Source organism: Acinetobacter sp. UBA6571 (assembly GCF_002434085.1).
GTDB classification, from domain to species: domain Bacteria; phylum Pseudomonadota; class Gammaproteobacteria; order Pseudomonadales; family Moraxellaceae; genus Acinetobacter; species Acinetobacter radioresistens.
Genome location: NZ_DJJJ01000035.1, coordinates 118,467 through 139,695, shown reverse-complemented (window position 1 = coordinate 139,695; position 21,229 = coordinate 118,467). Strand labels below are relative to the sequence as shown.

General features: G+C 44.1%; 16 protein-coding genes. 1 reads left to right on the top strand and 15 read right to left on the bottom strand.

Features of this window, described 5'->3' with window-relative positions; translation table 11 throughout:
- Nucleotides 1-8: 8 nt before the first annotated feature.
- The 15 genes from B3X18_RS06940 to B3X18_RS06870 form a co-directional block, all read right to left on the bottom strand.
- Nucleotides 9-482 (bottom strand): pilin, encoded by a 474-nt coding sequence (locus tag B3X18_RS06940; RefSeq protein WP_034674934.1) that lies wholly within the window; start codon nt 480-482, stop codon nt 9-11.
- Between the two features lie 200 nt (nt 483-682).
- Complete coding sequence (locus tag B3X18_RS06935) at nt 683-1,243, bottom strand: TPM domain-containing protein (RefSeq protein ID WP_248114877.1); 561 nt, start codon at nt 1,241-1,243, stop codon at nt 683-685.
- On the bottom strand, nt 1,237-2,301 hold the full coding sequence (locus tag B3X18_RS06930) for a TPM domain-containing protein (protein ID WP_034674928.1): 1,065 nt from the start codon (nt 2,299-2,301) through the stop codon (nt 1,237-1,239). The genes B3X18_RS06935 and B3X18_RS06930 overlap by 7 nt, the downstream gene beginning before the upstream one ends.
- Nucleotides 2,302-2,321: 20 nt before the next feature.
- Nucleotides 2,322-2,912: a LemA family protein gene (locus tag B3X18_RS06925; RefSeq protein ID WP_005018078.1), complete on the bottom strand. Its 591-nt coding sequence runs from the start codon at nt 2,910-2,912 to the stop codon at nt 2,322-2,324.
- 220 nt (nt 2,913-3,132) lie between these two features.
- Nucleotides 3,133-3,996, bottom strand: a complete 864-nt coding sequence (locus B3X18_RS06920) for a metal-dependent hydrolase (protein WP_005405249.1) — start codon at nt 3,994-3,996, stop codon at nt 3,133-3,135.
- A 372-nt stretch (nt 3,997-4,368) separates the two neighbouring features.
- Entirely contained in the window at nt 4,369-5,790 is a 1,422-nt protein-coding gene (locus B3X18_RS06915; RefSeq protein WP_005018072.1) for an FAD-dependent oxidoreductase, read from the bottom strand.
- Between the two features lie 72 nt (nt 5,791-5,862).
- Nucleotides 5,863-10,332 (bottom strand): glutamate synthase large subunit, encoded by a 4,470-nt coding sequence (gltB, locus tag B3X18_RS06910; protein ID WP_005407101.1) that lies wholly within the window; start codon nt 10,330-10,332, stop codon nt 5,863-5,865.
- 468 nt (nt 10,333-10,800) lie between these two features.
- Entirely contained in the window at nt 10,801-11,664 is an 864-nt protein-coding gene (locus B3X18_RS06905; RefSeq protein ID WP_005018070.1) for a hypothetical protein, read from the bottom strand.
- 7 nt (nt 11,665-11,671) lie between these two features.
- Nucleotides 11,672-12,757, bottom strand: a complete 1,086-nt coding sequence (gene aroB, locus B3X18_RS06900; RefSeq protein ID WP_005018054.1) for a 3-dehydroquinate synthase — start codon at nt 12,755-12,757, stop codon at nt 11,672-11,674.
- Between the two features lie 18 nt (nt 12,758-12,775).
- The gene (aroK, locus tag B3X18_RS06895; RefSeq protein ID WP_005018052.1) at nt 12,776-13,327 is read right to left on the bottom strand and encodes a shikimate kinase AroK; all 552 of its coding nucleotides are present in this window, start codon (nt 13,325-13,327) and stop codon (nt 12,776-12,778) included.
- A gap of 36 nt (nt 13,328-13,363) precedes the next feature.
- Nucleotides 13,364-15,544, bottom strand: a complete 2,181-nt coding sequence (locus B3X18_RS06890; protein WP_005018050.1) for a type IV pilus secretin PilQ — start codon at nt 15,542-15,544, stop codon at nt 13,364-13,366.
- 17 nt (nt 15,545-15,561) lie between these two features.
- Entirely contained in the window at nt 15,562-16,089 is a 528-nt protein-coding gene (locus tag B3X18_RS06885; RefSeq protein WP_005018049.1) for a pilus assembly protein PilP, read from the bottom strand.
- Entirely contained in the window at nt 16,086-16,796 is a 711-nt protein-coding gene (locus tag B3X18_RS06880) for a type 4a pilus biogenesis protein PilO (protein WP_005018046.1), read from the bottom strand. The genes B3X18_RS06885 and B3X18_RS06880 overlap by 4 nt, the downstream gene beginning before the upstream one ends.
- Nucleotides 16,793-17,452, bottom strand: coding sequence for a PilN domain-containing protein (locus tag B3X18_RS06875; protein ID WP_005018044.1), 660 nt, complete (start codon nt 17,450-17,452; stop codon nt 16,793-16,795). Before B3X18_RS06875 ends, B3X18_RS06880 begins: the two co-directional genes overlap by 4 nt.
- The gene (locus B3X18_RS06870; RefSeq protein ID WP_005018042.1) at nt 17,452-18,510 is read right to left on the bottom strand and encodes a pilus assembly protein PilM; all 1,059 of its coding nucleotides are present in this window, start codon (nt 18,508-18,510) and stop codon (nt 17,452-17,454) included. Before B3X18_RS06870 ends, B3X18_RS06875 begins: the two co-directional genes overlap by 1 nt.
- Before the next feature lie 161 nt (nt 18,511-18,671).
- On the opposite strand from B3X18_RS06870, the gene ponA reads away from it, so the two are divergent.
- Nucleotides 18,672-21,218 (top strand): penicillin-binding protein PBP1a, encoded by a 2,547-nt coding sequence (gene ponA / locus B3X18_RS06865; protein ID WP_286935208.1) that lies wholly within the window; start codon nt 18,672-18,674, stop codon nt 21,216-21,218.
- Nucleotides 21,219-21,229: the final 11 nt, after the last annotated feature.

Genomic DNA, 21,229 nt, shown 5'->3' with positions numbered 1-21,229 from the left:
TCAATTCATTATGGGGTGGCAGTAGTACAACCAGCTGGTTGATATTTAGCATCTGCTGTAGTTGTACATGTCCATGTACCTAAATCACTACGTGTCCATGTAACAGTTTTAGCTGTAGTATCTTTCAGAGCTGCTGCAGCACTACCAGCAAATGTACCAGAAATTGTACCAGTAGAGCTTAAAGCAGCAGTATTTGTCACAGCCGCTGTTACAGCTGTACCTGCTGTAGAAGTAGCAGGAGCAGTAAGACTAAGAATATTAGAACCTGTCCAACCTAGGTTACAAGCACCCACAGCTGTTTTTCCATCATTTAAACAAGTTTCATACGCTGTTTTAATTGCTCCTAACTCGGCAACTGCACGACTTACTTGAGATTTAGCAATATAATTCTGGTATTGCGGAATCGCAATTGCTGCCAAAATACCAATGATCGCAACCACGATCATGAGTTCGATTAAGGTAAAACCTTTTTGTGTATTCATAACATTCTCCACCACATGTGTTTTTTATATAGCTGTACAGCTAATTTATATATAGCACTAACTGTGCCAAGGCATATTATAATTATTTTTGCTACAAGAACAGTCACTTATATAAATAAAATTTTTTACTTTAATCTATCTCTAATTTAATTGTCATAAATTGACAAAAAATGTCACTATCAGTCTAAAAATACGTCTCATTAATTTAATATAATAGGACGGTTTTCTATTTCATTATCATCATCAATGACCTGGTTCACATAAAAACTGTTTAAAACCTGTCCAATACTTGATACACCTTCTACCACTGCCTCACGGTACTGCTGCTGTTTTAAACCGGCAGTAATCTGCTGACAGATTTCATTCCAGGTATGTTGCTCAGTAGCCTGTTTTATGCCACGATCAATTACAATCTCAACAGTACGCTCACACAGGTTCAGATATAAAAGAACGCCACTATTATATTCGGTATCCCATACGCCTAACTCTGCAAAAAGCTGCCGGGCGCGCAAATAGGTATCTTGACTATAAGCCTGCTGACAGGGAATATGACCTTCAATCACTACCTGAATTTCACCAACATGTCCCTGTTCAGCTTGTTGTACTGCTTGGGCAATCGCATTCTGGTCTTCACGACTGAAATACCGCTTGCTGGCTGGCATATAAAAGAAGTGTTTAAACCAGCGCTTTAAACTATGGGAAGTTTTCTCTTCTAATTTTGGCTGTGTGACAATCTCTGTCGTATCTGTTTTAGTTACCATGAGCCTGATGCTCCTCCTCCGCCAAAGCCACCGCCTCCACCACTAAAGCCACCGCCACCAAATCCGCCTCTGCCACTACCGCCTCCACCACGTGAAGCAATAAAAAGATGTAGTATGGTCTGGGCAATTGAAGTAATCAGTAAAAAGAAAATCCCAAAACCCAGTAATAAACTGGTAACTACACCTGCACCATTTACCAGACCTGCAGCAACTGCAGCTACACCAGCAGTGGAAGCACTTAAACGATTACCGACAATAAATGAGCCGAAAATACCGGCAATTAAAATAAACAGCCCCATGTTAAAGGTGCGCTCTTTGGCTTGCTGCTCATGCAGTGCCTGTTCTTGTTGTAATTTCAGCTGCTCGGCCGCCCGCTGTGCAATTTCGGGATCAAGGTTTAAAATACGCTCAATCTCATTTAAACCGGCATTAATTCCCTGTACATACTGCCCCTGTTTAAAAAAGGGTGTAATCTGATTACGGATAATCCGACTCAGCACAATATCAGGTAATACGCCCTCAAGACCATATCCTGAAAGAATTTGAATGCGATGGTCATTTACTGCGATAGCCATTAACAGTCCATTATCCTGTTCGGCTGAACCCAGTTTCCACTGGTTTGCGGCACGCATAGCAAAGTCAAAAATATCTTCTTGTCCTGTAGTGGGTACAATAATTATTCCAACCTGTGCCTTACCCTGCTGATAAAGATTTAAAATTTTCTGGTCAATTGCCTGCTTTTCAGCAGCAGTAAGAAGTCCCGCCTGATCTACTACTGGTTGATTTAAAGTCGGTAACCCACGAATAGACTCACCTTCCGCCATATCATTATTAACTTCAGGTGTTTTAGTTCGTGCAGTCGTAGATACGGGGTCTGTCGCGGTATGGCTGGCCTGTTGCTGGTTTTGTAAAACCTTACCTAACACCACAGCTTCAGTTGTGTCATTTTCTACAGGTTCACTCCAAACTGCTTGACCGCCTAGCAGGACTACACTAAGCAAACACAGCCGTATAATACAAAAAGGGATGGTCGCTTGAGCTGCAAATTTATTCTGCATTATCATCCCCCTTTTTAAGCTTATTCAAAAGATACGGTTGGAGCTTTTTGTGCACCAGCTTCAGCAGTAAAGTTTGGTTTAGGTTCCATACCAATGACTTTTGCTGTCATAACCTGCGGGAACTGACGGGCATAAGAGTTAAAGTCCTGCACGCTGCTAATGTAGCGGTTACGTGCTACAGCAATACGGTTCTCGGTACCTTCAAGCTGGACCTGTAAATCACGAAACTGTTCATTTGCTTTCAGGTCAGGGTAATTTTCTGAAACTGCAATCAGGCGTGATAACGCACCGGTCAACTGGCTTTGCGCCTGCTGATAGCGTTGAAATAATTCAGGATCTTCCAGTACTTCACGATCTACTTTTAGCCCGGCCACATTGGCACGCGCTTGAGTTACTTCAGTGAGTACCTGTTCTTCGTGTTTGGCATAGCCTTTAACAACATTGACCAGATTCGGTACAAGATCAGCGCGGCGCTGGTACTGGTTTTGTACTTCAGACCAAGCAGCAGTTACTGCCTCATCTTTCACCTGTAAAGTGTTATAACCACAGCCTGAAAGGCTTAATGTACTGGCCAGAATGAGAGCGATTAGGCTTTTACTCAGCATTTTCATGCAGCTATCCTCTAATATTTATTTGTATTTGTTCATTTAAAGTCATTGTAAATATAATTTAAGCTATTTGTGTTGCTTTATTTTAAAGATGAGCAAGGAAACTCAAGGAAGGAACAGGCTGGGAAAGCCTGAAAAAGCTTTAATTTATTAAAATTATTAGTAAAAATTTATAAGAGACGATAGATAAAACCCTACTATTCTTTCAATATTAAACTGAGAGTTAATACTGAAAGTCGGTCATCTGATAATCTTGTGCCAGATGCTTTTTCCAGTATTCGAGTTCAATAGAATAATCATTCTGTTCAGGATGAAAGTCTTTTTTATAATATGACAAATATTCTGGAAACAGCTGAACCAGCATTTTAACCAGCAGATAAGCACCAAATAGATTACCCTTAATTTGAGGGAGGCTTTTCCATTTATCCTGCATGAATAAACGTCCGGTTGAGTAGACTGCGAGACTAAAAAACCCGCCAGTTACCCGTTTCATCACGCGACGACGCAAGCGCTGGTCAGCATATAACTGCTGATAAACATCAAATGCAACAGAGCGGTGTTCAATCTCTTCAATGGCATGCCATACCCAAAGCTTCATGGCATCCTCATCCAGTGTACTTAATACCTCAGGATGTTTGAGGATATATCCACCAAGTAAAGCTGTAAAATGCTCAAAAGCACTGGTAATCGCGAGCTGTACCTTGGGCGGTAAATTGCGCACATGTTTATTCTGGCGTTCCAGCCATGCCTGAAAATTATCCAGCTGATAGTCATCTTTACGCCAAGCCTGATTAAATTCAGTATGGGCCTTGGAGTGCATAGCCTCCTGTCCAATAAAAGCAGCAATCTGTGTTTGTAAAACCGGATCTGTAATCTGATCCCGTACATTCCGGACACTATGTACAAAAAACTGTTCACCTACCGGAAAGGTAGAAGACAACGCTGTGAGAAAATGTGACATCAAAGGTGAGCGAGCAAAATAATAACGCGAAATTTTTTCTGGATTGAAGTCTAACTTACGTACAGTAATTCCTGTTGCCTTTGGCCGATTCCGGTACAGTGGATTTGCTGTCATTAAATCATTCATCACAATGGCTGCCTAACGGAGATACCATTAGTATGAGTTTAGAAAACTATAACGCACATGGCTAAACTGCTTGCTTTAGTTAGCCAAAACTATCAAATTGATAAATTAAATAGATGGCATACAAGACCTTTTATGCATTGAAAAGAATATTTATAATGAAAATATGTAGTACCTATGACTCATAACATAGCGGGCTTGAAAAATTATTAAGACAGTTACCTTAAGACCAAATATTTATTTTAATTATTTAAATACAAATACTTATAATATGATTTATTATAAATATTTCTTCTAGTTTTCCGATTAATCAAAAAACCAGACATATAAAAATCACCCCAAGACTGGCCCGAGGTGATACATTAAAATAATAACTTAAACGTCCAGGTAGTCCAGAATACCCTCAGCAGCTTGGCGGCCTTCCCAGATTGCAGTGACTACCAGATCAGAGCCACGAACCATATCACCACCTGCAAAGATTTTCGGGTTCGATGTCTGGAATTTGTATGTTTGAAGTTCTGGAGCAACTACACGACCTGAACCATCCAGTCCAATATTGACATCCTTAAACCAGTCAGCAGGGCTAGCACGGAAACCAAAAGCAAGCAACACGGCATCTGCGGGTAATATCTCTTCCGAACCCGGTATTGGCTCTGGGCTACGACGACCGCGACTATCAGGTTCACCCAGTTGAGTCGTCACCACTTTAACACCTGTCACCTTACCATTTTCACCTACAATCTCGACAGGCTGGCGGTTAAACAGGAAGTTCACCCCTTCTTCACGGGCATTTTGTACTTCACGACGTGAACCTGGCATGTTGGCTTCATCACGGCGATAAGCACAGGTTACTTCTGCTGCGCCCTGCCGGATTGATGTACGGTTACAGTCCATGGCAGTATCACCACCACCTAGGACAATCACCTTTTTTCCTTCCATACTAATGTATTCAGATGGATCTTTTTCCCAGCCCTGACAACGGTTAACATTGGCAATCAGGAAATCAAGAGCATCATATACACCTTCATATTCCTCACCTGCAAAGCCACCTTTCATGTAGGTATAAGTCCCCATTCCCATGAACACTGCATCAAAGTCATTCAGTAGCTGATCGATCGTGATATCTGTACCAATTTCAGTGTTCAGACGGAATTCAATCCCCATACCGGTGAAGATTTCACGGCGGCGTTTCATGACATCTTTTTCCATCTTAAATTCAGGAATACCAAATGTCAGCAGGCCACCGATTTCCGGGCGTTTATCAAAAACTACCGGTTTTACCCCATTACGGACCAGAATATCTGCACAGCCAAGACCCGCCGGTCCAGCACCGATAATAGCAACTTTTTTGCTGGTCCACTGGACATTAGACATATCTGGACGCCAGCCCAGTGCAAAGGCGGTATCATTAATATATTTTTCAGCATTACCAATAGTTACAGCACCAAATCCGTCATTTAGGGTACATGCACCTTCACATAAACGGTCTTGCGGACAAACACGTCCACAGACTTCTGGCAGGGTATTGGTCTGATGGCACAGTTCCGCCGCCTGGAATACGCGACCTTCAGCGATCAGTTTTAACCAGTTTGGAATATAGTTATGTACCGGACACTTCCATTCACAGTATGGATTACCACAGCCTAAACAGCGATGAGTCTGGTTAGATGCAACATCCTGACTAAACGGTTTATAAATCTCCACAAACTCTGCTTTGCGGACAGCAATATCTTTTTTTTCTGGATCCTGACGTGCTACATCCAGAAATTGAAAGTCATTATTGAGGCGTTCTGCCATGTCTCTCTCCGTAGGTGGGCACAGCTCCGTGTTCAGGAGTCTGTACCTGCCTGTTTATTTGCAGTCGTGGAATTATTGAGGATCAGCCTGAGTCGTTTTTAACAACGTCAACAGATTCGCCGCTTTTGGTTTCACCAGCCAGAATTTACGGCTGTAGTAATCAAACTCATTGCGGATCTTGTAGGCCCAGGCACTACCTGTCTCGGCAATGTGCTCATCAATAATTCGCAGCAGAAACTCTTTATGATCTTCCATCGCTTCAGTCGAAATACGGTTTAGATCAATTAACTCATGGTTATAGTGGTCAACAAAATCATTGTCGAGGTCAAGCACATAAGCAAAACCACCGGTCATGCCCGCGCCAAAGTTATGTCCAACTTTACCCAGGACAGTGACCACGCCACCAGTCATATATTCACAGCAGTGATCACCTGCGCCTTCAATTACTGCAAAGGCACCAGAGTTACGTACCGCAAAACGCTCGCCAGCTGTACCAGCCGCGAACAGTTTACCACCAGTTGCACCATATAGGCAGGTGTTACCAATAATTGCGGTATTCTGAGTCTGGAACGGAGAACCTTTTGGCGGGAAGATCGAAATCCGGCCACCCGCCATGCCTTTACCAACGTAGTCATTGGCATCACCTTCAAGGCGAATATGCAGACCACCCGCATTCCACACCCCTAGTGACTGACCTGCTGTACCATTCAGGTTCATGACTACTGGATGGGCTTCCATACTGAGGTTTCCATAGCGACGGGCAATCTCACCAGAGATACGTGCTCCAATCGAACGGTCACAGTTCACTACTTTATAGTTAAAGGTCCCTATAGTTCCTGCTTCAATTGCTGGTAGCATCTCTTCAACCATACGTTCAGCCAGCAGACCTTTATCAAATGGCTCATTGCCCTGCACCTCACAGTACTGCGCCTTGCCTTCTGCTGCCGGATGTGAAGTCAGTAATGCACTTAAATCCAGATGGGCATGTTTGTCAGTTTCACCAGGCAATACTTCAAGCAGGTCTACACGGCCAATCAGATCTTTGAGTGAAGCGACCCCAAGCGCAGCCAGCCATTCACGAGTTTCTTCCGCAATAAAATGGAAGAAATTAATTAGCATTTCTGGCTCACCAATGTAGTGCTCATGACGCAGATGGTCCTGCTGAGTTGCAACACCGGTTGCACAGTTATTCAAGTGGCAGATCCGCAGATATTTACAGCCTAATGCAATCATTGGTGTAGAACCAAAACCGAAACTTTCCGCACCCAGAATTGCAGCTTTAATAACATCCAGACCGGTCTTCAGGCCGCCATCAGTCTGTACCCGCACCTTGCCACGCAAATCATTTACACGCAGGGCCTGATGCGCTTCTGCCAGTCCCAGCTCCCATGGAGAGCCAGCATGATGAATTGATGATAATGGTGAGGCTGCTGTACCACCATCATAACCAGAGATGGTAATAAAGTCCGCATATGCTTTGGCTACACCCGCTGCAATAGTTCCCACCCCTGGCTCAGACACCAGTTTGACTGAAACCATAGCCTGTGGGTTAACCTGTTTCAAATCAAAAATCAGCTGAGACAAATCTTCAATTGAATAAATATCATGATGCGGTGGAGGAGAAATCAGGGTAACGCCTGGTACCGAGTAACGTAAGCGTGCAATCAGACTATTGACCTTACCACCTGGTAGCTGTCCGCCTTCACCCGGTTTCGCCCCTTGAGCTACCTTAATCTGCAAAACTTCTGCCGAGGTCAGATAAGCAGGTGTTACACCAAAACGTCCAGAAGCAATCTGCTTGATTTTTGAGTTACGAATGGTACCGTAACGTGCCGGATCTTCACCACCTTCACCAGAATTTGAACGACCACCAATGGTATTCATTGCTACAGCAATTGCCTCATGCGCTTCTGGAGATAACGCACCCAATGACATCCCCGCAGAATCAAAACGTGGAAGAATCGACTCTACAGACTCAACCTGATCCAATGCGATCGGATTATCTGTTTTCAGCTTAAATAGATCACGAATAGTGGCAATTGGACGCTGATTAACCAGCTGTGCATATTCTTTAAAGTCCTGATACTGGCCAGAGCGCACAGCTTTATGCAACGCATTAATCACATCCGGATTAAAGGCATGATATTCCTTACCGAATACGAATTTTAGCATACCACCCTGATCAATCGGCTTACGCGCTTTCCAGGCTAAGTCAGCCAGTTTCTTCTGATCATTTTCAAGGTCAACAAAAGTAGCGCCCTGAATACGGCTTGGTACACCAACGAAGCAAGTATCTACCACTTCACTTGATAAACCCACAGCTTCAAACAGCTGACCGCCACGATAAGATGCAACGGTAGAAATGCCCATTTTTGACAGGACTTTCAGCAGGCCTTTTTCAATACCTTTACGGAAGTTTGCTTGCGCATGAATCGGATCACCCAGCAGTTCGCCTTTGGCAATCAGATCATTGATGACATCATAAGCAAGATAAGGGTAAATAGCTGTTGCACCAAAACCTAACAGTACTGCAAATTGATGTGGATCACGTGCAAAGCCGCTTTCGACCACAATATTGGCATCGGTACGCAAGCCAGCCTGAATCAGGTAATGATGGACAGCACCTGTTACCATGACCGCATTTGCCGGCAGATAGCCTTCACGAATCTTTTTGTCCGATAAGACCAGAATAGTTTTACCATCACGAATGGCCTGAGCAGACTCGGCACAGATCCGCGCGATTGCAGCCTGTAAACCTTCTTCTGCAACATAGTTCAGGTCAATCTCGGCAATCTCATAACCTGTGCGACCCAATGTACGGATCTGATGCATTTTTGAGTTAGACAATACTGGACTTGAAATAATCAGACGGTCTGCATGTTCTGGTCCCTGCTCAAATACATTCTGTTCACGACCCAGACAGGTTTCCAATGACATCACGATTGATTCACGCAAAGGATCAATTGGTGGATTGGTCACCTGCGCAAACTGCTGACGGAAATAATCAGATACATGACGAACCTGGCGTGACAAGACGGCCATAGGAGTATCATCACCCATTGAGCCGACAGCTTCCTGTCCACTTTCAGCAATCGGACGCAATAGCTGGTCCCGCTCTTCAAAGCTGACCATGAACATTTTTTGTGCAGCTTTTAACTGCTCATTTTTCAGGCCTTTTTCACACAGGTGCTCTTCAAGCTCCGGACTGCCTTGCAACCGGATAGCATGGTCACGCAACCAGGCACGATAAGGACGCATATTTTTCAAGTGCTTGTTGACATCCTGAGTGTCCAGCAACTTACCGGTCAGGGTATCGATCACGAGGATCTGTCCAGGACCAACACGACCTTTAGAAATTACATCTTCTGGCTCATAACCCCACACCCCAATTTCTGATGCCAAGGTAATATAGCCATTTTTGGTAATTACCCAACGAGCCGGACGCAGTCCGTTACGGTCTAGCATACAGATCGCATGGCGGCCATCCTGAATAACCAGACCTGCAGGACCATCCCAAGCTTCCATATGCTTAGAATTAAATTCATAAAATGCGCGCAAGTCTGCATCGAGTGTTTCCACATTTTGCCATGCTGGTGGAACCAACATACGCAAAGCACGGAACAGATCCATACCACCACCCACCAGAATTTCTAGCATATTATCTAAACTTGATGAATCTGAACCGGTACGGTTCACAATTGGCGTCATCTCAGTCAAGCCGGGTAATAGCGGATTTTCAAATTTTGGTGTGCGCGCCATTGCCCAGTTACGGTTAGCTGTAATGGTATTAATTTCACCATTATGTGCCAGATAGCGGAATGGTTGAGCCAGTGGCCAACGCGGCAGCGTATTAGTCGAGAAACGCTGATGGAACACCACGATATGTGAATGTAGGCGCTCATCGGCCAGATCCGTATAAAAATCTGCAATCGCTTCTGGCATCATCAGACCTTTATAGCTAATGACAGTAGTAGCCAGCGTGGTAACATAGAACAGTGGATCATTGACCTGCTGTTCGGCACGACGACGTGCCAAGAAAAGCTTGCGGTTAAACTCGACTTCAGTAACTCCCATCGGGCAGTTCACTAAAATCTGTTCAAAAGCAGGTAGAGAACGCAAAGCAATTTCACCCAACACTTCAGTTTTTGTTGGGACTACGCGCCAAGTTGCAACTTTTAAGCCTTCTGCTTCTATTTCTTTATTTAAAATCTGTTTAGCATGGTGAGCTAAGGCTGGATCAGTATTTAGAAATACGGTTCCGGCAGCAAATATTTCAGTCAGGTTGACGCCAAGTTTTTGTGCTTCTTCACGGAAAAACTGTTTAGGCATCGCCAGTAACAAGCCACAACCATCACCGGTTTTACCATCTGCAGCAATACCGCCACGGTGAGTCATGCAACTTAAACTATGAATTGCAGTCTCGACCAAATGATGGCTGGCTTCACCCTGCATGTGGGCGATCAGGCCAAAACCACAGTTATCTTTAAACTCATCGGGTTGATATAAACCTTGAGCGGGAGCTACAGTATTAGGCGATGGCATGTGCATAGCGTACCCTTCTTAACATGGCCCCTAATGGGCATCAAACAATTTTTCTCTCTATAATTTGCAATTTGCTCTCTTAACCAGCAGCAGATGTAAAAAGCTCAGTCACCGGCCTAAATATACGCTTACTCTGTAAGGAAGGTATATGGTTAGGGCTCCTGTTTTTCTTTTTACGAACTCTTTTAAAGCATGCAAGAGAAGTATCTAGCAGTTTAACTGAGCAGTTTTGGTGTCAACCGGATAAATCAGATTCAAATAGCCTTTTAATAAAGCAAAAAAGATGCCAACTTTTAAAAATATTACTAATCACTTAAAAAACATAAATCTAAGCTACTTAAAAGCATAGTAAGTTTATTTTTAAGACCAATTTACGACCCAATATGGTGCAAAATTATTTTAAATATAAAAAATATGCTCTATTTTGCATCATTGCGAAGAGTTTTATACAGGTCCTGAATTTTAATATTAATTAAAAGGATCACTAATTTCATTTTCAACAGGTCTAGAGGCATCAGCTGAGGTACCAGCACGTGATGGCTGCGAAACAGGAATATTAGATTGTGAACGCTGTACATCAACTACATTACCCTCTTGATCTCTTCGGGTAATTGTCGTTTTTACAGTAGAAGGCGCATTATTGGTTTGCGCTGTAGTAGCTGCCGGGTTTGGTCGGCTAAGTAAGCTCTCATCAATTTTAGGTAAGGCAGCCGGTTTCAAGACAATTTCACGTACTTTTGCACTTCCGCTCATCTCTTCTGAACCTAAATCATTTACAAAAGCTGCATAATCTTCAAACTTTTGTGTATGTGGCTTAAGCGAAGGTGGAAGTACAAGATTTAATTGATCCAATGCCTGCTCAGCTTCCTGAGCTGTCTTATACTTGCCATAAGCCAGCACATACTGTTCTGTCTGTTCTTCGCCACTGAGTCGGAAATAAATAAAATTATTACGTTGAGGCTGTTTCTTCAGAAAGCTTTTAATAATATCTTCTTCAGAAGAGCGAAATAGTTCGTTGGTCCAGAGTTTCTTATTCTCCAGCATAAATTTAGTACCACGAAACTCAGGCTCATGAATGCCTGAAGCCACTATTCGAGTAGTCAGTTCAAGTGGCCGAACTTCTTCCAGTAATGCACCAAGATGGGTCATTGAACCAACCTTCTCAGGCTGGATCTGAGTTTGGGCTTCACTCTCAGGCGTTTTTTTCACTTCGACCAATTGCTCTTTATCTGTCATCAGCCAAAAGATAAAAGCAAGTAACAGGCACAGCAATCCGCTCATCAGCCAGATATACCGCTGAATATTGTCCCGTTGCATACGAACTGCTGCCATATTTTGCCTATGCTCCTTGTTGATTTGCAAGAATTGCCTGCTTCATCAGCTTTAAGTCAAATTCTCTGGTAATTATAGCTTGTCCCAACTGTTTCAGGAGGACCAGACGCAGTTGTCCATTCAGAACTTTTTTATCATGTGCCATATATTCCAGAAACTGCTCAAGCGGAATGTGCGGACATACTATCGGTAAATTTGCACGTTGAATAATATTTTTTGTACGTTGCAAGTCGTCTGCTGAAATCCAGCCCATACGTTGAGACAAATCTGCTGCCATGACCATACCGGTGGCAACTGCCTCTCCATGCAACCACACTCCATAGCCCAGATAAGATTCAATCGCATGACCAAAAGTATGGCCAAGATTTAATAACGCACGATCGCCTTGCTCTTTTTCATCACGCGCCACAATACGGGCTTTATGCGCACAGGAGCGATACACTGCTTCGGCCAGAAGCTCAGGATCACGAGCAACCAGCTGATCCATATGCTGCTCTAGCCATTCCAGAAAATCACGGTCTCCCAGTAAGGCATATTTGATTACTTCAGCAAGACCAGCCGATAACTCACGGTCAGGTAAAGTCTTTAACTGTGACATGTCTGCCATAACTACCTGTGGCTGCTGGAAAGCACCAATCATATTTTTACCCAGCGGGTGATTAATTCCTGTTTTCCCCCCGACACTGGAATCCACTTGCGAAAGCAAGGTCGTTGGCACCTGAATAAAATAAACTCCACGCTGAAAGCTGGCAGATGCAAATCCGGCCATATCTCCAATTACACCACCTCCAAGCGCCAGAACGGTACAGTCCCGGTTAAAGCCAGCTTGCAGAAGTGCATCGAAAATCAAATTAAGATGCTGGATATTTTTATACTGTTCACCGTCGGGCAATACACACGTAGCGACTACTTTATCCAGAGATTTAACCGCACTTACATAATGGTTCAAGTAAAGTTTTTCGAGGGTAGTATTGGTTACAATCATAACCTGCTTGCCCAGAATATAAGGTTCAAGCAAAGTCTGAGGACTCAGATCACTACCAATAAAAATAGGATAACGGCGATCGCCTAATTCAACATATAAGGTTTGCATACAGTCTGGAACCCGTAATCATGGTGCGGAGTGTAACTCTTCAGAGCTAATAATCTTCAAGATTTTTTGGGCTAGATCTCGTGCTGCCCCTTGATTGGTCTCGATAATATAATGTGCCACTTCCCGGTAGAGCGGGTCACGGGCAGCCAACAGGTCTCGAAGCTTCTGTTCCGGGTTTTCTACTTGTAATAATGGCCGGTTTTTATCACGATAGGTACGTTGAAGCTGAATTTCTACTGGTGTATAGAGATATACTACGATGCCGCGCTGCTTGAGGAATTCACGATTAGGCGCCTGCGTTACAGCCCCACCACCTGTAGCTAGCACCAGCTTTTGCCGAAGTGTTAGCTGGTCAATAACGGCGGTCTCCCGACTCCGAAAACCAGCTTCTCCCTCTTTTTCAAAAATCCAGGGGATATTTGCTCCTGTTTTACGCTCCAGTTCATGATCACTGTCCAGAAATTCCCGGCCCAGTAACTCTGCCAGATGTCGCCCCACAGTGGTTTTTCCAGCTCCCATCGGCCCTACCAAATAGATATTTGGCAGGGTGTCAAACTCTTTGCTTGGCAAGGAGTCACCTATTGAATTACTTGAATTAAAAATATATTAATGATTTCCAGTCGCACTGTCATTAACAATTCGTGGTGTAACAAAAATCAGTAACTCACGCTTGTTATCACTTTTAGCATCACGGCGGAATAAACGGCCTACACCCGGCAGGTCTCCGAGAACAGGTACTTTCGTTTGCGTATTCCTAGTTTCCTGTTCAAAAATACCGCCAAGGACTACAGTTTCACCATTGTTAACCAGCACATTAGTATTAATTTCATTCTTGTTAATCGCAATCTGTCCGGTTGGTGTCGGGTTCCCCGGAGTATCGCTGGTAATGTTCAGCAACATCTGGATTTTACCATCAGGGGTAATACTTGGTGTTACATTCAGACTTAAAGTGGCATCCACAAATTCAGTGGTAGAGACTGCATTGGCGCCACCGCCCTCTGAAGACTGGTAGGGAATTTGGGTACCAGAAGCAACTCGGGCCTGCTGTTTGTCAGCTGTTAGTACTTTCGGCGTAGAAATGACTTCACCATAACCATCAGCCTGCAAGGCTGACAATTCGAGATCCAGCATAAAATCAGAAAGACTAATTAAACCGAAGGCAATACGGCTTGCACCCGATGCTGTAACGCCTAAATCCACATTCAAGTTTTGTGGACGCTCTATGGTGTATTTACCATCGTCATCAGGATCACGCAGATTCCATAAGGTAGTTTCACTGCCGCCGACTAGCAGGCTGTTATTACGGGTAATACCCTGTGAAAGAATTCCCCACTTCACGCCCATTTCTTTGGTGAAGTCAGTACTAGCCCTGACAATACGGGCTTCAACCATCACCTGTTTTACCGCTACATCCAGAAGATCAATCATACGGCGGATCTGGTCAAGTTTCTGAGCAGTATCATTAATGATTAAGGTATTAGTACGTGGGTCTATTGAAATGGTTCCTCTTGGACTCAGCAGGCTCCCTACGCTATCACCCAGTGCTTCCGTATTGTTTGAAGCACCGTTAGCACTACCATTACCACTATTTCTGCCTTGGGTAATCAGTTTTTCGATATCGACAGCTTTTGCATAATTCAGCTGGATATATTCAGTTTGTAAAGGCATAAGTCTGGTACTTTGCGCAATCGCCTTAGCCTCTTCCTCTTCTGCTTTAATCAGCTCTGCAACCGGAGCAATCCAGATTATATCACCATTACGACGTTTATCTAGGTTTTTGGTTTTTAAAATAATGTCTAAAGCCTGGTCCCATGGTACATCTTTCAGGCGCAACGTAATATTTCCCTGAACAGAGTCGGCTGCAACCAGGTTGATACCAGTGAAATCTGCTAACAACTGTAATACCCGACGAACTTCAATATCCTGAAAGTCGAGTGAAACCTTTTTACCACTATAATTAGGTGCAGAACGGGTTTTGACCGTACTCTTTTCTTCCGGGCGCTTTAAACTGACTGTTAAGCGGTTCTCAGTCTGGTACGCCATATATTCATAACTGCCAGTTGATTGAATAGTAATAATACCATTACCGCCTTCATTATAGGCATCAACAGTCGAGACCGGCGTGGCAAAATCATTCATATTCAAGCGGCGGATTAGATGGGAAGGGATTTTATTTCCCAGCATCCTAACTATGACTTTACTTCCCTGCTGCTGTACATCAGCAGGAGTATTCGGGTTCAGAAAATCAATTAAAACCTGTCCCTCGCCCTGACTTCCACGCTGGAAACCAATGTTCGAGATACCCTGAGCAGGCTGCTGTGCTACAGCAACTGGCTGTGGCAATACTGTAGGCGCGCCTGTTACCGGATTAATCTTTAAAATAAAAGTATTACCTTCTACACGGGTAGTAAAGGCACCTGCATCTTTTAAACTTACAATAATTCGGGAACGTTGTTCATCAGAGGCCACATGAATTGCGCTTGCTTCATTGGTAGCAACCGGAATACTAGGCTGTTTAAGATTTTGCTTGGCCTGATCAAAGTCTAAGATCAGTCGCGAAGGCTGTTCAAGCTGATAAGCCTGGGGCTGGGGTGGCAATCCATTAAACATGACTCGAATTTCTGTCCCTTGTCCCGGAATCTGCATAGGTACAATATTGGTAATATTGACCGCTGCACTTGCTACCTGCATCATTGCTGCAGCAACTGCTCCCATCGCAAATTGACGATATAAATGAATCATGCTGTTGCCATCCCCCATCAAAAATTCTTGAAAACTCTTTTTCATTTTTATTCCTTTCATCCTTAAGGCTGTGGCCCAATCAGTACTAGACTGCGGGGACGTTCCACATAGCCTTCTCGCCCATCCGGGATGATCTCAACCAGGTCAATCTGGGTAGGTGTAATCTGAACAATACGCCCATGATGCATACCCATATAGTTCCCGCGCTGCACTTGTTCAATCTGGCCATCGGGCGTCTGGATTAGTGCAATAATCTGCCCTCTTGAATTACGCATACTGCCTTTCATATTTAAAGATTCAAGGGCATAGCTCTCAAGAGGTTGGGGTTGGCGTGAAAAATTCGGATAAACCCGCTTTCCGGCCATAACTTTTAACTCAGCTGCAAGCGAGCTAGGTAAAAATGGACTTCTGAACTGATGTGCTGCATAAGCAAATGTAGGTACAGGACTGAACACTGGTGCCGGTTCAATCGGTAGAGGTGGCTGGTTACGAATGACTGCCATCTCTTCATTTACTGCATCTATACGTGAATCACAGCCTACCAGAATCATGCCGCAGCACAGGCCTAAAATGATCTTATTCCAAGTCATTGTGGCTGCCCTCCTGCTGGGGTATTCGTAGTATTTGGCTGCTCATTATTACCGACATATCGGTATGTTTTAGCTTTCACCGCATAATTTACTTCTGGAATGTCTGAGTTCTGCGCCTGTGTACTGGTAATTTCAAAGTCATGCAGGGTTACAATTCGTGGAAGCGCCGCAATAGTGCTCACAAAAGAACCAAAGGCATGATAATCACCTGTTGCCTGAATATCAATTGGCTGTTCAATAAAGAACTCCTGCCGAATTTCACTTTCCAGACGAATATTTTTAAATTTCAGGCCAGAACTTACTCCTGCAACGTTAATATCTTCAACCAGTCCAGGAATCTCGGTTTCTTTAGGCAACTGTTCCAGTTGCTCATTAAAATTCGCTTCCATTTCCTGTAGTTGTGCCTGGTATTGCTGCAAGTTACGCAGTTTGGAGTCCTTTTCACGAAACTCGTTTAACAAATTCTGTTCTTGTGCCTGCGCATTAGAAATAGCTTCAAGTTTGGGGCGAATTGCTAAGAAATAGCCAATTGCACAAACCAGCAGGAACAGAAATATCCAGCAGGTCAGTTTGACTGAAAAAGGCCAGCTGCCGTAATTATGTGTATCCAGCGTATTAAACTGTTGCAGGAAGGCTTCTAGCGTCATTTTTCTTTTAGCAGGTTTAACATCTTCCTGGTTTAAATCATCAAATTCTTCACGACTCATTGTGCTGCTCCCGCTGCAGGACCCGTTGCTGCTGTATTGGTTGGTGCATTGGGATCAGCCGATGGCGGACTATCAGCAGCAATCTCACCTGCGTCCACAGTTACAACAAAACTGCCATAGTTTTCTTCTGGTCGGGGTATCAGCGAAGTTGGGGTCTGCTCTTTCTTTTCTTCCGCGGCAAGGAATGAGTTCATAAAGGCATTACGATACCAAGGTGAAGCTTCTAGTCCACGCAAAAGCTCAGCTACAGTGTTCGGGCTTTCTGCCTTCCCTTCGAGAGTAAATTTATCACCAGTCCGTGCAAATTTGGTCAGATACATATTGGCTGGGATTACACGTGCCAGCTCATCCACCAAACGAACAGTAACCGGACGTTTACCCTGTAAGCCCTGAATCAGGTTCATGCGCTCAATAATGGCATCACGCTGTTCTTGCAGGCCATCTAGAGATTTAAGCTGTATATCCAGGTTCTGGTTAGTACTGATAATCAGTTGATTAGCTTGTTCCTGATCATCCAGCTTGCGGTCATAGTACATCCAGGTCAGTACCACTCCGGCTAAACCTAGTAATGCCACCCCAATACAAATAATAATAAATTGCTTTTTCCGTTGTTCCCTTAGCTCATCACGCCAAGGGAGCAGGTTAATTGTTGTCATTAATCAAAACTCCTCAGCGCCAAACCACAAGCCACCATGAGTGAAGATGCATCTTTTTCAACTTTTTGTACATCAACCTGCGGCGCAAAGCCCATCTGTAAAAATGGATTGGCAATTGTTACCCGGTAGCCCAGCTTTTGTTGGAGTAGTTTGGCCAGTCCCGGTATGTTGGCATTTCCACCCGCCAATAAAATATGATCAATCTCATTAAACTGTGAAGACGAGAAAAAAAACTGTAAAGAACGAGCAGCCTGTTGCACTAAGGCCTCTAAGAAAGGCTCGAGTATTTCAATATCATAATCATCTGGCAAATTACGCTCTTTTTTGGCCCGGCCAGCTTCTTCATAGGAAAGGCCATAACGATTCTGGATGTCTTGAGTCAGCTGCTTGCCACCAAAAACCTGCTCGCGAGTATAGATAATCTTGCCATGCTGCATGACAGACAAAGTTGTCATGGTGTGGCCGATATCTAGAATACCTACGGTATTCACCCCTATAGGCAATGTATCAGCGAATACTTTAAACGCACGTTCTAGCGCATAACTTTCTACATCAGCAATTTTCGCGGACAGACCTGCCATTTCTAGCACTTCGACACGTGCATCTACATTTTCAGTACGGGTTGCCACCAGCAGTACATTTACTCGATCAGGATTTGCCAATATATCTGGCAACACTTCGAAATCAAGACTGACTTCATCTAAAGGAAAAGGAATATATTGCTCTGCATCCATACGGATCTGAACTTCGCGTTCATCATCGTTCATGTCTGCATCCATTTCGATGACTTTATTGATCACCGCCGAAGTAGGTACTGCAAAAGCCGCATTAGCCGCCTGAGGGTTAGCGATGTCAATTACGCGCTCTAAAGCATCGGCAACCGCTTCAGGATTCAGAATATTTTTTTCAACGACACTTCCATCGGAAAGCGGATAAAGCCCGTAACTTTCAACCCAGTATCTGCCACCTTTTACAGAGAGCTCTAACAATTTAACCGAAGTAGAACTTACATCTATTCCGACTAATCCTTTATTTGGTTTACGATATAACCTGAGCACAATGCTTTCCTATTATTTTTTTATCCCCAAAAAAAATAACGAACTAATAGTCAGCGTATAATTTTGCACGGATACAATATCTAATCTAACAATCCGTTTATCTAACGGCTATACTGACCATCAATTAGTTTGCCATTAGCTCTTATTAAAACTTACTTGTTATGAAAAAGCTATCCAGTTCAGGCCGTGTTCACCCCTTTTTTTCTATTTTAATTATCATTCTAGTCTCAATACCAATGGGGTTTTATGGTATTTATCTTTATATTGCCCCTTCACTGCCTGAGATGAGTTCGCTCAAAAAAGCACCTTTACTTAAGCCGTTACAGGTCTATACTGCCGATAACGAGCTGGTGGCTGAGTACGGTGGAAAATTGTCTGTACCGGTTGAATATAAACAGATTCCGCCAGCCTTTATTCATGCTTTTCTTGCCGCAGAAGACTCCTCATTTTTTGAGCATAGTGGCATCAGCTTTAAAGGCTTGGGGCGTGCTGTTACAGAGAGTGTTACCGGATCTGACGTGCAGACTGGCGGTTCAACTATTACTATGCAGGTGGCCAAGAACTATTATTTAAGCCCAGAGCGCACCTTAAAACGTAAATTGACAGAGATTTTTCTGGCACGAAAAATCGAGCAAAACCTGAGTAAAGAAGAAATTCTGACCTTATATGTCAATAAGATTTTCTTGGGTAAAAATGCCTATGGTATCGCCGCAGCTGCCAAAATTTATTATAATAAAAGTCTGGATGAGCTAAGTCTAGCACAAATGGCAATGCTGGCCGGCCTGCCTAAAGCTCCATCAAAATATAATCCGGTTGCTAACCCTGAACGGGCATTGGAACGTCGCAACTGGATTCTGGGCCGTATGTTTCAGCTTGGATATATCAGCCAGTCACAATATCAGGCTGCCGTGGCTGAGCCGATCAACTTGGACATGCCTGATCGTGGAATCAGTAACCGCTTTCCCTATGTAGGTGAGATGGTTCGCTCTGAACTGGTAGAACGCTTTGGTGATCTGGCCATTGATTCAGGCTATAAAGTGTACACCACCATTGACAGTAAACGTCAGGCCTATGCTGAACAGGCAGTCCAGAATGGTCTGGAAGATTATGACCGTCGCCATGGCTGGCGCGGGGCCGAGGCACATGATGAGCCTTTAAACAAATTTCGGGCATTTGCAAATACTTACCCTGCACAGGTAGTCAAGGTCAATTCCAACTCATTTGAAGCACTGATGCAGGATGGTTCTACAGTGACAGTACCATGGTCTGGCATGTCTTGGGCAAGGCCTTACCGCAATGCTAACAGTGTAGGGGGAGCGCCAAGTCGTGCCTCTCAGATTGTGAAAGTTAAAGATATTATCCGGTTGCGCCCGAATGAAAGTAAAACTTCATGGGCACTGGTCCAGTTACCAAAAGTACAGGGCCAGCTGATCGCAATTAATCCAAATAATGGAGCGATTGAAGCAGTTGTAGGGGGCTACAGTTTTTATCAGTCCAAGTTTAACCGGGCCTTACAAGGCTGGCGTCAACCTGGCTCCACAATTAAACCTTTTATTTATGCTCTGGCTTTAGAGCGTGGAATGACCCCCTATACGATGGTAAATGACAGTCCGATTACGATCGGCAAATGGACACCCAGAAACTCGGATGGTCGATATCTGGGAATGATTCCTTTACGCCGTGCACTCTATTTATCACGTAATACGGTCTCTGTACGTTTACTACAAAATGTAGGAATTGAGCGTGCGCGACAGTTACTTATGGACTTTGGTTTACGTGATGACCAGATTCCACGTAACTATACGATTGCTTTAGGAACACCACAGGTTCTACCTGTACAGATGGCAACCGGTTATGCCACCTTTGCTAATGGGGGCTACCGAATCCAGCCTCATTTTATTAGTCGAATTGAAGATGCCTATGGCAAAGTGATTTTTGAGGCTGACCCGGAATATGCTTGTATTCCTTGCATTAATGCCAAAGATGATACTGAAGAAGACACTCCACAGACGCCTGATGATGAAGTCATTGAAGTGACTAATCAGTCTTTAGAGCAATCAAAGAATAATATTAGCGAGCAGAAAGAACCGGAATCAGATTATCGTCAGGCGCAGCGCATTTTAAAATCGAGCTCAGCTTATGATATGGCCAATATTCTTCGGGATGTGATCCAGCATGGTACAGGACGCGCTGCTTTAAAAATTGGCCGTGGTGATATTGGAGGCAAAACCGGTACTACAAATGATGCTAAAGATGCGTGGTTTGCGGGTTTTAACGGCAAACTAGTGACTGTGGCCTGGGTTGGCTTTGACCAGCCAACAACTTTGGGCCGTCGTGAATATGGCGGGGTAGCAGCTTTACCGATTTGGATTAACTTCATGGGTAATGCGCTCAAGGGTACTCCAGCATCCTGGGTACAGCTAGACAAAAATGCCAAAGCTCCCCGACTACAAGAAACAGCCGGCCAAGTAGAACCTAAGGTTGATCGTGCTTCCCCTCCTCTGGCACGTCCTTTATATCGTCCGGCCCCTCCTCCGGCTGCTGTCACTAATGACTTTGCCGATTTGCCCGGTGAAGAAATCCTGATTCCTTCACGCTCAGCTCCACCTCAAGTTAATACACCGGATCAACCTGCCCGAACACAGCAACCACGTACTGAACCTCAGCAACGTGATGCACTGGAGAATCTGATTCAAGAGGTTCAATGATTTAAATAAAG

What these genes read in the sequence shown, in the direction of transcription:
- B3X18_RS06940 (WP_034674934.1), bottom strand. Translation starts at nt 482, where the DNA reads ATGAATACACAAAAAGGTTTTACCTTAATCGAACTCATGATCGTGGTT.
- B3X18_RS06875 (WP_005018044.1), bottom strand. Translation starts at nt 17,452, where the DNA reads ATGACAACAATTAACCTGCTCCCTTGGCGTGATGAGCTAAGGGAACAA.
- B3X18_RS06890 (WP_005018050.1), bottom strand. Translation starts at nt 15,544, where the DNA reads ATGAAAAAGAGTTTTCAAGAATTTTTGATGGGGGATGGCAACAGCATG.
- ponA (WP_286935208.1), top strand. Translation starts at nt 18,672, where the DNA reads ATGAAAAAGCTATCCAGTTCAGGCCGTGTTCACCCCTTTTTTTCTATT.
- B3X18_RS06880 (WP_005018046.1), bottom strand. Translation starts at nt 16,796, where the DNA reads ATGAGTCGTGAAGAATTTGATGATTTAAACCAGGAAGATGTTAAACCT.
- B3X18_RS06930 (WP_034674928.1), bottom strand. Translation starts at nt 2,301, where the DNA reads ATGCAGAATAAATTTGCAGCTCAAGCGACCATCCCTTTTTGTATTATA.
- B3X18_RS06885 (WP_005018049.1), bottom strand. Translation starts at nt 16,089, where the DNA reads ATGACTTGGAATAAGATCATTTTAGGCCTGTGCTGCGGCATGATTCTG.
- aroB (WP_005018054.1), bottom strand. Translation starts at nt 12,757, where the DNA reads ATGCAAACCTTATATGTTGAATTAGGCGATCGCCGTTATCCTATTTTT.
- gltB (WP_005407101.1), bottom strand. Translation starts at nt 10,332, where the DNA reads ATGCCATCGCCTAATACTGTAGCTCCCGCTCAAGGTTTATATCAACCC.
- B3X18_RS06935 (WP_248114877.1), bottom strand. Translation starts at nt 1,243, where the DNA reads ATGGTAACTAAAACAGATACGACAGAGATTGTCACACAGCCAAAATTA.
- B3X18_RS06915 (WP_005018072.1), bottom strand. Translation starts at nt 5,790, where the DNA reads ATGGCAGAACGCCTCAATAATGACTTTCAATTTCTGGATGTAGCACGT.
- B3X18_RS06925 (WP_005018078.1), bottom strand. Translation starts at nt 2,912, where the DNA reads ATGAAAATGCTGAGTAAAAGCCTAATCGCTCTCATTCTGGCCAGTACA.
- B3X18_RS06905 (WP_005018070.1), bottom strand. Translation starts at nt 11,664, where the DNA reads ATGGCAGCAGTTCGTATGCAACGGGACAATATTCAGCGGTATATCTGG.
- B3X18_RS06920 (WP_005405249.1), bottom strand. Translation starts at nt 3,996, where the DNA reads ATGAATGATTTAATGACAGCAAATCCACTGTACCGGAATCGGCCAAAG.